Annotated in this window: 16 protein-coding genes; 7 read left to right on the top strand and 9 right to left on the bottom strand. The window is 70.8% G+C overall.

Going from position 1 to position 13,455, the window contains the following annotated elements; all coding sequences use genetic code 11:
• Nucleotides 1-56 precede the first annotated feature (56 nt).
• Complete coding sequence (dapE, locus tag H9L21_RS11870; protein WP_154596715.1) at nucleotides 57-1,121, top strand: succinyl-diaminopimelate desuccinylase; 1,065 nt, start codon at nucleotides 57-59, stop codon at nucleotides 1,119-1,121.
• Here dapE and H9L21_RS11865 read toward each other — a convergent pair.
• On the bottom strand, nucleotides 1,115-2,014 hold the full coding sequence (locus H9L21_RS11865) for an SGNH/GDSL hydrolase family protein (RefSeq protein ID WP_154596716.1): 900 nt from the start codon (nucleotides 2,012-2,014) through the stop codon (nucleotides 1,115-1,117). The two genes, dapE and H9L21_RS11865, sit on opposite strands and share 7 nt — an antisense overlap.
• A 131-nt stretch (nucleotides 2,015-2,145) precedes the next feature.
• Between H9L21_RS11865 and H9L21_RS11860 the strand changes: the two genes are divergently transcribed.
• From H9L21_RS11860 to H9L21_RS11850, 3 genes are all read left to right on the top strand, one after another.
• Entirely contained in the window at nucleotides 2,146-2,658 is a 513-nt protein-coding gene (locus H9L21_RS11860; RefSeq protein ID WP_154596717.1) for a hypothetical protein, read from the top strand.
• Nucleotides 2,659-2,749: 91 nt separating this feature from the next.
• Complete coding sequence (locus H9L21_RS11855) at nucleotides 2,750-2,911, top strand: DUF3117 domain-containing protein (RefSeq protein WP_082530405.1); 162 nt, start codon at nucleotides 2,750-2,752, stop codon at nucleotides 2,909-2,911.
• A 23-nt stretch (nucleotides 2,912-2,934) separates the two neighbouring features.
• Entirely contained in the window at nucleotides 2,935-3,261 is a 327-nt protein-coding gene (locus H9L21_RS11850; protein ID WP_255467043.1) for a hypothetical protein, read from the top strand.
• Between the two features lie 8 nt (nucleotides 3,262-3,269).
• Here the strand turns inward: H9L21_RS11850 and H9L21_RS11845 are convergent, their stop codons facing one another.
• Nucleotides 3,270-3,899 (bottom strand): O-methyltransferase, encoded by a 630-nt coding sequence (locus H9L21_RS11845; RefSeq protein WP_154596719.1) that lies wholly within the window; start codon nucleotides 3,897-3,899, stop codon nucleotides 3,270-3,272.
• Nucleotides 3,900-4,050: 151 nt separating this feature from the next.
• Between H9L21_RS11845 and H9L21_RS11840 the strand changes: the two genes are divergently transcribed.
• Nucleotides 4,051-4,617, top strand: a complete 567-nt coding sequence (locus tag H9L21_RS11840) for a sigma-70 family RNA polymerase sigma factor (RefSeq protein WP_154596720.1) — start codon at nucleotides 4,051-4,053, stop codon at nucleotides 4,615-4,617.
• Nucleotides 4,618-4,709: 92 nt separating this feature from the next.
• Here H9L21_RS11840 and H9L21_RS11835 read toward each other — a convergent pair whose 3' ends face one another.
• From H9L21_RS11835 to H9L21_RS11820, 4 genes are all read right to left on the bottom strand, one after another.
• The gene (locus tag H9L21_RS11835) at nucleotides 4,710-5,021 is read right to left on the bottom strand and encodes a sec-independent translocase (protein WP_255467042.1); all 312 of its coding nucleotides are present in this window, start codon (nucleotides 5,019-5,021) and stop codon (nucleotides 4,710-4,712) included.
• 10 nt (nucleotides 5,022-5,031) lie between these two features.
• Nucleotides 5,032-6,183: an Mrp/NBP35 family ATP-binding protein gene (locus tag H9L21_RS11830; protein WP_154596721.1), complete on the bottom strand. Its 1,152-nt coding sequence runs from the start codon at nucleotides 6,181-6,183 to the stop codon at nucleotides 5,032-5,034.
• Between the two features lie 91 nt (nucleotides 6,184-6,274).
• Nucleotides 6,275-6,787, bottom strand: coding sequence for a DUF1003 domain-containing protein (locus H9L21_RS11825; protein ID WP_154596722.1), 513 nt, complete (start codon nucleotides 6,785-6,787; stop codon nucleotides 6,275-6,277).
• The gene (locus H9L21_RS11820) at nucleotides 6,780-8,012 is read right to left on the bottom strand and encodes a magnesium transporter MgtE N-terminal domain-containing protein (RefSeq protein ID WP_222865778.1); all 1,233 of its coding nucleotides are present in this window, start codon (nucleotides 8,010-8,012) and stop codon (nucleotides 6,780-6,782) included. Before H9L21_RS11820 ends, H9L21_RS11825 begins: the two co-directional genes overlap by 8 nt.
• Before the next feature lie 103 nt (nucleotides 8,013-8,115).
• On the opposite strand from H9L21_RS11820, the gene H9L21_RS11815 reads away from it, so the two are divergent.
• Both H9L21_RS11815 and H9L21_RS11810 read left to right on the top strand, forming a co-directional pair.
• Nucleotides 8,116-8,997: a DMT family transporter gene (locus H9L21_RS11815; protein WP_154596724.1), complete on the top strand. Its 882-nt coding sequence runs from the start codon at nucleotides 8,116-8,118 to the stop codon at nucleotides 8,995-8,997.
• 81 nt (nucleotides 8,998-9,078) lie between these two features.
• On the top strand, nucleotides 9,079-10,272 hold the full coding sequence (locus tag H9L21_RS11810; protein ID WP_154596725.1) for an acyl-CoA dehydrogenase family protein: 1,194 nt from the start codon (nucleotides 9,079-9,081) through the stop codon (nucleotides 10,270-10,272).
• Between the two features lie 66 nt (nucleotides 10,273-10,338).
• Here the strand turns inward: H9L21_RS11810 and H9L21_RS11805 are convergent, their stop codons facing one another.
• The 3 genes from H9L21_RS11805 to H9L21_RS11795 are packed head-to-tail and all read right to left on the bottom strand — an operon-like array spanning nucleotide 10,339 to nucleotide 13,390.
• Complete coding sequence (locus tag H9L21_RS11805) at nucleotides 10,339-11,307, bottom strand: MaoC family dehydratase (protein WP_154596726.1); 969 nt, start codon at nucleotides 11,305-11,307, stop codon at nucleotides 10,339-10,341.
• Nucleotides 11,304-12,155 (bottom strand): HpcH/HpaI aldolase/citrate lyase family protein, encoded by an 852-nt coding sequence (locus H9L21_RS11800; protein ID WP_154596727.1) that lies wholly within the window; start codon nucleotides 12,153-12,155, stop codon nucleotides 11,304-11,306. The genes H9L21_RS11805 and H9L21_RS11800 overlap by 4 nt, the downstream gene beginning before the upstream one ends.
• On the bottom strand, nucleotides 12,152-13,390 hold the full coding sequence (locus tag H9L21_RS11795) for a CoA transferase (RefSeq protein WP_154596728.1): 1,239 nt from the start codon (nucleotides 13,388-13,390) through the stop codon (nucleotides 12,152-12,154). The genes H9L21_RS11800 and H9L21_RS11795 overlap by 4 nt, the downstream gene beginning before the upstream one ends.
• Between the last annotated feature and the right edge of the window lie 65 nt (nucleotides 13,391-13,455).

Here is a 13,455-nt window from a genome sequence, read left to right as displayed (position 1 = left end):
GGAAGGTACCACGCAATGCGCACTAGTGGGGAGGCATTGGGACTAGGGTTCCACCCATGGCCTCCCTCGACCTGACGGCAGACATCGTGACGTTGACCCGGGCCGTCGTGGACGTGCCGTCCGAGAGTCTCGACGAGGCCGAGCTGGCCGACGCCGTCGAGGCGGCGCTGCGCGCCTGCGACCACCTGCACGTCGTGCGCGACGGCCACACGATCATCGCCCGCACCGAGCTGGGCCGGGACGAGCGCGTCGTCATCGCCGGGCACCTCGACACGGTCCCGCTCAACGACAACCTGCCCTCACGTCTCGAGGGCGACACCCTGTGGGGCCTGGGCACGTGCGACATGAAGGGCGGGGTCGCGATCGCGCTCAGTCTCGCCGCCGAGGTGACCGAGCCGGTCCGCGACGTCACCTGGGTCTTCTACGAGGCCGAGGAGATCGCGGCCGTCCACAACGGTCTCGGCCGGATCGCCCGTGAGCACCCCGAGTGGCTGCAGGGCGACTTCGCGATCCTCATGGAGCCGTCGAATGCCGGGGTCGAGGCGGGCTGCCAGGGCACGATGCGCGTCGAGATCCGCACCACGGGCGAGCGGGCGCACTCGGCGCGCTCATGGATGGGCCACAACGCGATCCACGACCTCGCGCCCGTCCTGGCGACGCTCGCCGGCTACTCGCCGCGGACGGTCGACATCGACGGCCTGACCTACCGCGAGGGACTCAACGCCGTGGGCGTGCGCGGGGGAGTGAGCGGCAACGTGATCCCCGACGAGGCGGTGCTGACGGTGAACTACCGCTTCGCGCCCGACCGGGACGAGGAGGCGGCGCTGGCGCATCTGCGCGAGGTCTTCTCGGGCCACGAGCTGACCGTCACGGACTCGGCGCCGGGCGCGCTGCCCGGCCTCGGGCGTCCCGCGGCTGCCGCGTTCGTCGAGGCCATCGGCGGCGAGGTCGGCCCGAAGTTCGGCTGGACCGACGTTGCGAAGTTCACCCTGCTGGGCGTCCCGGCGGTCAACTACGGCCCCGGCGACCCGCGCTACGCCCACAAGGCCGATGAGCAGGTTCCCGTCGAGCACCTGCACCGCGTGCACGACCGGTTGCGCGAGTGGCTGTCGGGTCACTGACCCTCGAGCGACTCCAGGACGAGATCGGCGATGCGCTGGTGACCCTCGGGGGTCGGGTGCGCGTCGCCCAGTGAGCAGGCGTAGGTCTCGGCGCAGACGCGCGCGGCCCGCACGGGGATCGTGCCGAACTTCGAGGTCCTGATGGTGCGGTCGGCCGGGAGGTAGGCGCCGAACGCGTCCGTCACGTCCACGAAGGTGGCGCCGTGCGCGGCGTAGGTGCGGCGCAGGGCCGGGTTCACGGCGGTGCGGAACGCCTCGACCGACGCCTGGGCGACCCGGCGCGCCTCGGCGGACTTCGGCTGTCGCACGGGCGCCCCGAGCCAGATGTCGGGATAGGTCAGCCCGACGATCGGCACGTCGGGTCCCAACCGCTCGCGCAGGCCTGACAGCAGCGAGTCGAGCGCCCGCGTGACGCGCGGCATGGTCTCGGCGACACAGCGGCGCCAGGCGGCGTCGAAGGAGCAGGCGCGCAGGTCGTTCGCGCCCAGCACCACCGTGACCAGCTCGACGTCGTCGGCGTGGCGGTCCAGGTGGTCCAGGGCCACGGCCGCCTCCGAGCCCTTCACCGGCGCCAGCGCGCCCGGGGCACGCAGGTCCTCGTCGCACGGGTCGCCCTCCACGAAGGCCACCGTCGTGATGCCCGAGCAGCTCACGTTGACCAGGCCGAGACCGGTCTTCTCGGCGACCTTCCAGGCGAACCCGTCCGTCGTGTTCTCGGCCTCGCCTCCGTCGAGCGCCGGGCGGTAGCCGGCGGCGTAGGAGTCGCCGATCGCGAGGTACTGGCGCTCGGCGGTCCTGGCCTGATCGGCGGGGGAGGTGGAGCACGAGGTCAGCAGGGCCAGGGCGGCCAGCGACGCGACCGTGACGCGGGCGGGGAAGGAGGCGGCAGACACTCGCTCCACCGTAGTGAGGTCGACCCGAGTCGTCCTGTCGAGCGCAAAGTTTCACCCATCACCTGAAAGTTTGCCATCCGCGTCGGCGTGCCGTCGACGGCCGACGCGAGCTCGCCCTTAATCTTGGCTCCATGTCCAGCCGCACACTTCCCCGCTCGCTGCGTGTGACATCCGCAGCGATCGTGCTTGCTCTGGCCGCAGTCGTCGTGATCGCCGGTGTGGCGATGCAGACGGTTCCGGCCCTCATCATGGCCGCTTGCGTGGCCCTCTCGGCCGGCATCACGTCGACCGTTCTCATGTCCGAGGAACTGCGTGACTTCCGCCAGAAGTTCGCGCGTGACCGCGTCCGCGACGCCCGGCTCATCGCCGAGCGCGAGCGGGAGCACCTCGACGTGGACGCGTCGTTCCGTCGCGCCGTCAGCGAGCGTCTGCGCGCCAGCGAGGCCGAGATCGCACGTCTGCGCGCCGACCTGGCCGCCGGCAGCACGCAGATCGACGAGCTCGAGGAGCGCCTCGCCACCGAGCAGGAGCTCGTCGCGATGCTCGGCATGCGCCCCGAGATCGACCCGCGCATCGTCAGCCCCGGTGCCGAGACGGACGCCGACCAGCGTGCAGATGGCCCGGGCGAACTACGTTCGGCGTGACACTTTCGTACCCTTGAGGTGATTACATCGCCGCGATGCGCGATAATGAGTGCCGGCCCGAATTCTCGGGTGACGAACGAGAGGGGTACAGATGGCCGCCATGAAGCCTCGGACCGGCGACGGACCGATGGAGGTCACCAAGGAGGGGCGCTGCATCGTCATGCGGGTCCCGCTCGAGGGCGGCGGACGTCTGGTGGTCGAACTCAACAACGAAGAGGCCGCCACGCTGGGTGACCAGCTCAAGGCCGTCTGAGTCCTACGATGTACGGACTCTCGGTGCGTTGGTCCCTGGCCGACGCACCTCCCGGCACCCTCGAACGGCTCCGTGAGTACGTCGAGGCTGAGTCCCATGCGAAGTTCGCGGGTCTGCCGGGCCTGCGCTTCAAGACCTGGCGCGCCCGCGAGGACGAGTGGTTCGAGGGAACCTACGTCTTCGTCAGCGACGAGGTGCGCGCCGAGTTCCAGGCCGATTTCGAGACCCGGGCGGCCGACGCCCCGGCCACGGCGATGACCGGCGTGGCACCGCAGATCGAGCCGTTCGAGGTCGTCGCCGTCGTGCGCGGGCCGGCCGGCTTCCGCTCGGCCGCCCGCTTCGAGGGCTGACGCCCGCGTCAGTGGGGCTTCTGCAGCACCAGCAGGCCGTCGCCCAGCGGCAGCAGCAGCGCCGTCAGGTCCTCGTCGTTGCGCACGCGCTCCACGAGCTCGCGGATGGCGACCGTCTCGGGGTCGCGACGCGACGGGTCGGCGACCCGGTCGTGCCAGAGCGCATTGTCGAAGATCACCAGGCCGCCGGCGCGGGTGAGGCGCAGCGCCTCGTCGAGGTACTCGCCGTACTCGACCTTGTCGCCGTCGCAGAACACCAGGTCGTAGCCGCCGTCGTTGAGCCGCGGCAGCACGTCCAGGGCCGAGCCCGTGATGAGCCGGAAGCGCGTCGGCGCGATGCCGGCGGCGCGGAAGACGTCGCGCGCGAGCCGCTGGTTCTCGGCCTCGAGGTCGACGGACGTGAGCACACCGTCCGGCAGCATGCCGCGGAGCAACGCCAGTCCGGAGACGCCGGTGCCCGTGCCGATCTCGGCGATGTTGCGGGCGTTCGCCGCACCGGCCAGGAAGGTCAGAGCAGCCCGTGCCCCGGGCAGGACGGGAACCACGCCGACGGACTCGGCGTGTCGGCGCGCGGTGCGCAGGTGGTCGTCCTCGGGCTGGTACTGCTCTGCGTAGGCCAGGCTGGCTTCGGTCGTCATCGTCCCCTCGCAATTCGTTCGGCGGGTGGGCCCAGCCTATCGACGCCGGGCGCCGGTCGACGACGGGACTCGCGGTGGCGAGGGCGACGGACTTCGCCAACCGTCAGCGCGTTCTTCGGTTGCTCTCAGGTTCGCGGTCGAGGATCGAGGCATGGCCGATGCGAACCCGACCGCGACCGTGCAGGAGCAGGTCGAGATCTACGTTCAGCACGCGCCACAGGTTCGCCGGCTGGCCACGCGCCTGACGGGCAACCCCCAGGACGCCGAAGACCTGACCCAGGACGTGTTCGAGCGCGTCTTCACGTCGCTGGACCGCTATGAGGCCCAGAACCTCGCCGGCTGGATCCACCGCATCACCACGAACCTCTTCCTGGACCGGGCGCGCCGTGCCGGTCGCCAGCCCACCTCGGCCCTGACCGCGGCCCACGAGGAGCGGCTCACGGACGGCGGCTCGCTGCCGGCCGACGTGGTGCACGACGCGGGGTTCGATCCTGACATCGAGGCCGCTCTGGCGACCCTGCCGAGTCATCTGCGGGTGGCCGTCGTGCTGGCCGATGTCGAGCAGTTGGCGCACGCCGAGATCGCGGTGCTGCTGGGGATCAAGATCGGCACGGTCCGCACGCGGGTCCACCGGGGACGCGCCGCGCTGCGGCGGGAGTTGGCGCACCGCGAGCCGCGCTCCGGCCGGACCCGCGTGCTCGGCGCCCTCGGCGTCTGACCGCCCGCCCTCCCGAGATTTGCTCCCCAACTCACCATTCAAAACGCTTCAAAGGTGGAAATGGGAGCAAATCTCGGGGTGGGGGAGAGGGCTCAGGTGGCCTCGGGGTCGAACGGAGGCACCTCGCCGGGCCGCAGGATGCGCACGCTCGGTACCGGCGGAGGCGTCGGGTCGGACCACATCACGTCCCGGACCGCCGCGCGGGGGTCGAGGTCGCGCAGGTCGATGTCCTTGAACTCGTCGCCGAGCTCGCGGCCCAGCTCGGCCTTCGCGTTGTCGGCCATCTGGCGGACGGTGCGGATGAACTGCGCCGCCTGACGCGCCAGGCCCGGCAGCCGGTCGGGACCGAACACGAGCATCGCCACGACGAGGATCGTGCCGATCTCCATCCAGCCCAGGCCCACGGGCGCGATCCTACAGTCGGCCGGCGGGCGCGAGGCCCAGCTGCATGCCCGCGAGGCCGCGCGAGCGGCCACTGAGCTGGTCGGCGATCTGCTGCAGGACCTTGGCGCTCTCGGCGTCGGGATCCGCGGCCACGATCGGGTCGCCGGAGTCGCCGCCCTCGCGCATGCGCTCCTCCAGGGGGACCTGGCCGAGCAGCGAGATCTCGTAGCCGAGGCGGGCACTGAGCGTGGACGCGACCTGCACGGCACCGCCGGAGCCGAAGACCTCCATCTTCTCGCCCGAGGGGAGCTGCAGCCACGACATGTTCTCGATGACGCCCACGACGCGCTGGTGCATCATCGACGCCATCGTGCCGGCGCGCTCGGCGACCTGGGCGGCGGCCTGCTGCGGCGTCGTGACGACGACGACCTCGGCGTTGGGCAGGTGCTGACCCAGGCTGATCGCCATGTCGCCCGTGCCCGGGGGCAGGTCGAGGAAGAGGGCGTCGAGGTCGCCCCAGTAGACGTCGGCCAGCATCTGGACGAGAGCACGGTCGAGCATCGGACCGCGCCACGCGACGACCTGGTCCCTGCGGGGCTTGAGCATGCCGATGCTCATGACCTTGATCGTCGTGCCGGCGACCTGGGCCGGGACGGGCATGATCATGTCCTCGACCTGGGTGGGGCGCTGGTCCCCCACGCCGAGCATGTCGGGGATCGAGTGGCCGTAGATGTCGGCGTCGACGACGCCGACCTTCAGGCCGCGCTTGGCCATCGCGACGGCGAGGTTGACGGTGACGGTCGACTTGCCGACGCCACCCTTGCCCGAGGCGATCGCGTAGACCTTGGTCAGCGAGCCGGGCTGGGCGAACGGGATCTCACGCTCGGCGCGGCCGCCGCGCAGGTGCTCCTGCATGGCCTTGCGCTGCTCGTCGGTCATGACGCCCATGTCGACGCGGACCGTGTGGGCCGGGGCGACCTTGACCACGGCGGCGGTGACGTCGCGGGTCAGGGTGTCCTTGAGCGGGCAGCCGGCGACGGTCAGCAGCAGCCGCACGACGATCTCGGTCTCGCCGATCGTGATCGTGTCGACCATCCCCAGCTCGGTGATCGGGCGCTTGATCTCGGGGTCGTTGACGGTCGAGAGCGCCGCGGTGATCTGTTCCTGGGTGACGTCAGCCATGAGGTGGAGTCTACGGGGGACAGACCAACGCCCGGGCGCCGTGTCGGCAACCGGGCAGCATCCGTTCCGCAGGGCGGATCGGACCGCCGGGTCAGTCCTGCTCGCCGGGCTCCTCGGCCCGCTCCAGATCGGCCAGGAATCCGCGCAGCTCACTGCGCAGGAAGTCGCGCGTGGCGACCTCGCCCAGGCCGATCCGCAGGCTCGCGACCTCGCGGGCCAGGAACTCCATGTCGGCGTGCGAGCGGCTGGCGGCGTCGCGGTCCTGCTCGGCCGCGATGCGGTCGCGCGCCTCCTGGCGGTTCTGCGCCAGCAGGATCAGGGGAGCGGCGTACGACGCCTGCAGCGACAGGATGAGCGTGAGGAAGATGAACGGGTACTCGTCCCAGCGCGGCCGGTCGGGGCCGTAGGGCACGTTCCACGCGATCCACACCAGGATGAAGACCGTCATCCACGCGATGAAGCGCGCGGTGCCCAGGTAGCGGGCGGCGGACTCGGCGAAGCGGCCGAACCGCTCGGGGTCGGCGGCCTCGCGCCGCGCGGCGAGGTTGCGCGTCAGCCCGCGACGCAGGTCGCGGGGCTGGTCGAGGCGTTCGCGATCAGCCATTCTCTCGCCACCCCTTCGGCAGCAGGTGGTCGAGCACGTCGTCGATCGTCACGACGCCCAGCAGGTGCTGGTTCTCGTCGACGACCGGCAGCGCGACCATGTTGTACGCGGCGAGCAGCCCGGCGACCTCGGCCAGCGAGGCGTCGGGACGAGGCCAGTCGATGTCGTTGTCGATGACCTGGCTGACCAGGGTCGACGGTGGCTCGCGCAGCAGCGCCTGGAAGTGGGCTCCGCCGAGGAAGCGGCCGGTGGGCGTCTCGAGCGGGGGCCGGCACACGTAGACCATGGAGGCCAGCGCCGGGCTGAGCTCGGGCTCGCGGATCAGCGCGAGCGCGTCGGCGATGGTGGCGCTCGGGTCGATCACGACCGGCTCGGTGGTCATCATGCCGCCGGCGGTGCGCTCCTCGTAGGAGAGCAGTCGGCGCACGTCCTCGGCGTCCTCGGGCTCCATGAGCTCGAGCAGCTCCTCGGCCGTCTGGGCCGGCAGCTCGCCCAGCAGGTCGGCCGCGTCGTCGGGGTCCATCTCGCCCAGGACGTCGGCGCCACGGCTCGGGTCGAGGATGCCCAGCACCTCGATCTGCAGCGCCTCGGGCATCTCCTCGAGCACGTCGGCCAGACGTTCGTCGCCGAACTCGCGGACGATCTCCATGCGGCGCTTGGGCGGCAGGTCGCGCAGGGCGTTGGCGATGTCCGCCGGACGCATCTCGTCCATCGTGGCGAGGAGGTTGGTGGCACCCTGCGCGGCGGTCTCGCTGGCGAGGCCGTGGACCTCGTCCCACTCCAGGACGTGGCTCGTGCCGCGCCGGCCGAAGCGCTTGTGGTGCTCGGCGACGGCGACGGTCGAGACGTACCAGTCGCGGCGCGGATCCTGCTCGATCGCGAGGTCGTACAACGTCGCCGCCGTGCCGTCGGCGAGCGTGACCTGGCGGTCGAAGAGCTCGTGCACGGCCAACGTCTCGGTGGCGCGTTGCTGGAAGCGGCGCAGGTTCAGGACGCCCGTCGTGATGATCTGGCCCGAGTCCATCGAGGTCACCCGCGTGATCGGCAGGAACACCCGTCGACGGCCGAGGACCTCGATCACCAGGCCCAGGACGCGCGGTCGCTGGGTGGCGCTGCGGACGGCGACGACGACGTCACGCAGCTTGCCGACCTGGTCGCCGACCGGATCGAACACGGCCTGACCGACGAGGCGGGACACGAAGATCCGGGTCGGCTGGCTGGTCACGGGTTCGAGGCTACCGGTGGAGCGTGACTCAGGGGATGGGACCGGACGCACCGGCCCGGGGCGGGGAGCGCGAGACGGGCGAGACGGGTGGGAGACTGACGCGGTGAACCTGGTCCTGGCCGCCATCGCGGTCGTCGGCGTCTCCCTGTCGGGTCCACTCATGGCCGCGACCGCGGCTCCCGTCCTGGCGATCGCCTTCTGGCGCAATGCCATGGCCACGGGTCTGCTGGCGCCGTTCGCCCTCACGCGGCACCGCGCCGCCATCACCGGCCAGGACCGCCACGGCTGGCTCCTGTCCTTCGTCGCCGGCGCCGCCCTCGCGGCGCACTTCGCCTGCTGGGTGGCCTCGCTCAAGCTCACCTCCGTCGCGGCGGCGACCGCGCTGGTGTCGATGCAGGTCCTGTTCGTGATCGCGATCGACGCGCTCCGGGGCCGCCGCGCCCCCCGCGCGGTGGTCGGGGGAGCGCTGCTGGCCGTCCTGGGGGTCGTCGCGATCTCGGGTGTCGACCTGTCCATCTCGCGCGAGGCGATCTGGGGCGACGCCCTGGCCCTCGCCGGTGGCCTGTTCGCCGCCGTCTACGTCATCGTCGGGGCGCGCGTGCGCGAGACTCTCTCGACCACGGCCTACACCTTCACCTGTTACGGCATCTGCTCGGCGGTCCTGTTGATCGCCTGCCTGGTCGCGGGCGTGCCGCTGGGTGGTTGGTCGGCCCGCGCGTGGGTCCTGATCGTCGCCGTGATGGTGTGCGCGCAACTGTTGGGCCACTCGGTCATCAACCATCTGCTGGCGGTCATGTCGCCGGTGGTCGTCTCGCTGATGCTCCTGCTCGAGGTGCCCGGCGCCGCGCTGGTCGCCGCGGCCTTCCTGGGCGAGGCGTTGCCGTGGGCGACGTACGCCGGGATCGTGCTGATCCTGGCCGGTCTCGCGGTCGTCACGGCGGCCAGCGGGCGGGCGCGGCCGGCCGAGACGCTCGTAGCGGACTGAATCGTCCGTCCCCGGACGATACGGCCGATCGCGCCACTGTAGGCTCGCCCCGATTCCCACCGAGATTCGAGGAGCACCGTCATGGGGCGTCTTGTCAGTACTGAGGGTTTGACCGAAGAGCAGGTCGAGATTCTCAAGGTCGTGCGTCAGTTCGTCGAGAAGGAGATCATTCCGGTCGCGACGGAGCTTGAGCACAAGGACGAGTACCCGACCGAGATCGTCGAGGGCCTGAAGGAGTTGGGCATCTTCGGCCTGATGATCCCTGAGGAGTACGGCGGACTGGGTGAGTCGCTGCTGACGTATGCGCTGGTGGTCGAGGAGATCGCCCGCGGCTGGATGAGCGTGTCGGGTGTGATCAACACGCACTTCATCGTGGCCTACATGCTGATCCAGCACGGCACCGAGGAGCAGAAGCAGAAGTATCTGCCGAAGATGGCCACCGGTGAGGTCCGGGGCGCGTTCTCCATGAGCGAGCCGTCGCTGGGCTCGGACGTGTCGGCGATCAGCACCAAGGCGACGAAGCTCGATGACGGGTCGTATGAGATCACCGGTCAGAAGATGTGGCTGACCAATGGTGGCTCGTCGACGTTGGTGGCGGTGTTGGTCAAGACCGATGAGGGTTCGGACAGCGTCTACAAGAACATGACGACGTTCCTGGTCGAGAAGGAGCCGGGCTTCGGTGAGACGGCTCAGGGCATCACGGTGCCGGGCAAGATCGAGAAGATGGGCTACAAGGGCATCGACACGACCGAGATGATCATCGAGAAGCACAAGATCTCGGCTGATCAGATCCTCGGTGGCACGCCGGGCCAGGGTTTCTACCAGATGATGGACGGCGTCGAGGTCGGCCGCGTGAACGTCGGCGCGCGTGCGGTGGGCATCGCGAACCGCGCCTTCGAGCTGGGTATCGCCTATGCGCAGCAGCGTGAGACGTTCGGCAAGCCGATCGCTCAGCACCAGGCGATCTTGTTCCGCCTGGCGGAGATGGCCACCAAGGTCGAGGCCGCCCACACCATGGTCGTCCGGGCGGCCCGTCTGAAGGACTCGGGCAAGCGGATGGATGTCGAGGCCGGTATGGCCAAGATGCTCGCCAGTGAGTACTGCAACGAGGTCGTCGAGGCGTCGTTCCGGATCCACGGCGGCTACGGCTACTCCAAGGAGTACGAGATCGAGCGTCTCTACCGTGAGGCCGCGTTCATGCTCATCGGCGAGGGCACCTCCGACATCCAGAAGATGATCATCGGCCGCAACCTGCTCAAGGACTACAAACTCTGACACCACGCACGAAGGCCCGGTCGAAGCATCACGTCGACCGGGCCTTCGTCGTTTCCTCAGGCGTCGTCAGCGCAGGACGACGATGGGACGCCAGTCCAGGACCGGCCGGTCCTCGCCGTCGTCCGCTCGTGCCCGGACGATGACGCGCAGGTCGGCCACCCGCAGACCGTGGGCGGCCTCGGTGACCTGCTCGACCTCGATGCGGGAGACGACGGTGTCGCCCTCGCGCACCGGGCCAGTGTGGTCGCACCCGTGCCAGCCGGCGATCGTCAGCAGCTGGGGGAGCGTTCGGCTGACGTGTGCCGCGGCGAGGCCGATCGTGTGGCCGCCGTAGACGAGCCGTCCGGTCGGCTGGCTGAACCGGTCGTGGTGGACGTGCGCCAGGTTGAGGGTCGACCGGGCCAGCTCGGGCGCGCTGCTCACGACGTCCCCGGCGGCCAGGTCCCACACCGCTCCGGTCTCGACCTCAGGGCCGGAGGCAGGGCGCCAGGCGGTCAGGTCCCAGTCGGCGAGCGAGTCGAGCAGTGCTGACGGATCTGCCGGCGACCCGACCGCCGACAGGTCGTCGGCGTGCCCGGTGCTCACGTCGGGCGAGCTGAGCGGCAGCATCGCGCACCGCCAGAAGTCGAGCACCAACCGGTCGTCCTGGTCGCGTGTCGTCATCCGCAGGGCGGCGAGGCCACTGGGCCGGCTGGAGTTCTGGCGGAGACCGACGACCTCGGTGCGGGTCCGCAGGGTGTCGCCGATCTCGGGCATGCGGTGGAACGCCAGGCCCCGGTAGAACAGGTTGGCCACGACCCGGCGCGTGACGGGCGTGGATTGGCCGATCGCGAGGTCGGTGACCAATCCCGGGTCGGCCAGGACCCGTCCGGCGACGGCGCGCGACAGGTGTTCGTCCAGGGACAGCTGCAGGCGGCCGCCGAGGATCGACTGGTGCACGGCGGCGCGACCGCTCGTCAACGTGGCCGAGGGTGCCTCGAACACGTCACCCACCGTCAGGTCGTCGAAGTACGGACCTTCCACGAGGTGCGTCATGCGGGCTCCTTCCCGGTGCTGCGGTCCAGCGTGCGCCGGGCGCTCACGGCCAGTGCCTCGTCCAGCATCCTGCCTCGCCAGGTCAGGGCGCCGCGGCCCTCGGTGGCGGCGTGCTCGATCACCGCGACGATCTCGCGTGCCTCGGCGATCTCCTCCGGCGACGGGGTGAAGGCCGTCTGGACCGTCCCGATCTGGGCCGGGTGGATGACCCACTTCCCGTCGAATCCGAGGTCGGCGGCCGAGCGGGCGGCGCCCGCCAGCCGCTCGTCGTCGGCGACCGTCAGCTGAGGGCCGTCGATGGCCTCGACCCCACCGAGGCGGGCGGCCAGGAGGACGGCGTCCTGAGCGAACTGCCACGACGCCTCCACGCGGCGGCCCATCGAGGCGGACAGGTCGGCGTAGCCGATGATCAACGCGCAGAGTCGCTCGCTCGCGGTCCCGATGGCCGCCGCCTGGTGCACGCCGGCCGGGGACTCGATGAGGGCCTGGATGCGCAGCGGACGGGTCCTGCCGGCGGCCGACTCCAAGGCCTCGAGGCGTTCCCCGAGTGCCCGGATCGACGCGGCACTCTCGGCCTTCGGCAGGACGATCGAGTCCACGGCCGGGTTCGCGGCGCACGCGGCGACGTCCTCCTCGTGCCACGGCGTGCCGACGGCGTTCACGCGGACGGCGAGCGCCCCGTGATCGCGGGCGGGGAGGTCCGCGACCGTCGACCGGGAGCCGACCTTCTCGTCCACGGGTACGGCGTCCTCGAGGTCGACGACGACCTCGTCCGCGGGCGAGCCGAGGGCCTTCGCGACCTTGCGCGGCTCGTTCGCCGGGACGCACAGGGCGGCGCGCCGGCTCATGCCGCACCCGCCACGATGCCGCGATCGTGCAGGGACCCGATCTCGTGCTCACCCAGGCCGAGCACCTCGGCGAGGACGCGGTCGGTGTCCTGTCCGAGTTGCGGTGCGGGCTTCGGCTCGATGTACTCCCCGGCCACCCGGATCGGGGAGCGGGTGCTCGGAACCGTGCCGATGCCGGGCTGCTCCAACTCGGTGAAGACGGACGTCCCCGGCTCCTTGGACAGCTCCCGGACGGTCTCGGCCAGGCTGCGGTAGCGGCTCCACAGCACCTGGGCCTCGTCGAGCTCGCGAGTGACCTCGTCCATCGAGCGTGCGGCGAACCACGGGCGGAGGATGGCGGCGATCGTCTCACGCAGGCGGAACCGGTCGTCCTCCAGTGAGAGGTCGACCTCGAGGGCCTCCTCGAGAGCACCGATGACCCGCCCGATGCCGGTCACTGCGACGAGGTTCTTCCACTGGCGCACGGTCAGCGCGACCACCATCACCCGGCTGCCGTCCCTGGTGCCGAAGTCGACGCCGAAGCTCCCGTAGAGGTGGTTCCCGTGCCGCGGCCGGTCACCGACCTCGGCGGCCTCCGCCAGCCAGCCCATCGAGGCCACGCCCGAGAGGGCGACGTCGGCGAGGGCGATGGACAGGAAGGATCCCTCGCCGGTCCGGTCGCGACGCCGCAGGGCGGCGAGCAGTCCGGTGACGGCGGTCATCCCGGTCAGGAGGTCCCACGCCGGCAGGACGTGGTTGACCGGCTCGGCCATGGCGGAGGGGCCGGTGATGCCGGGGATGCCCACCTCGGCGTTGACGGTGTAGTCGACCGCGGGGCGGCCGTCCGCGTGGCCCTGGATGTGCACCTGGATGAGGTCGGGGCGGCGCTGGGAGAGCGACTCGTAGGTGAGCCACGGGCGACCGACGTTGTTGTCGACCACCAGGCCGGCGTCGGGCCCGGGGGACGTGGCGAGAGCGACGACCAACTCGCGGCCCTCGGGGGAGCGCAGGTCGACGGCGACCGACTTCTTGCCCCGGTTCAGGGAGGTCCAGTACAGGCTTCCGCCCGTGCGGACGGAGACCGGCCAGCGGTTGTGGTCCGCGGCTCCGCCGATCGGGTCGACGCGGATGACGTCGGCGCCGAGCATGCCCAGCGTCATGCACCCGGAGGGTCCGGCGACGAAGCTCGAGCACTCCAGGACCCGCAGGCCCTCGAGCGGTTGGTCGTGCAGGGAGAGGGTGGTGGGTGGCGTCATGCTCCGATATAATACACAATATTCGATATACCAAGCAGACGCCGAGGCGTGGCTGGGCCACGGGT

It is taken from the genome of Aeromicrobium senzhongii, assembly GCF_014334735.1.
Taxonomy (GTDB): domain Bacteria; phylum Actinomycetota; class Actinomycetes; order Propionibacteriales; family Nocardioidaceae; genus Aeromicrobium; species Aeromicrobium senzhongii.
This window is presented reverse-complemented; position numbering and strand designations above follow the sequence as displayed.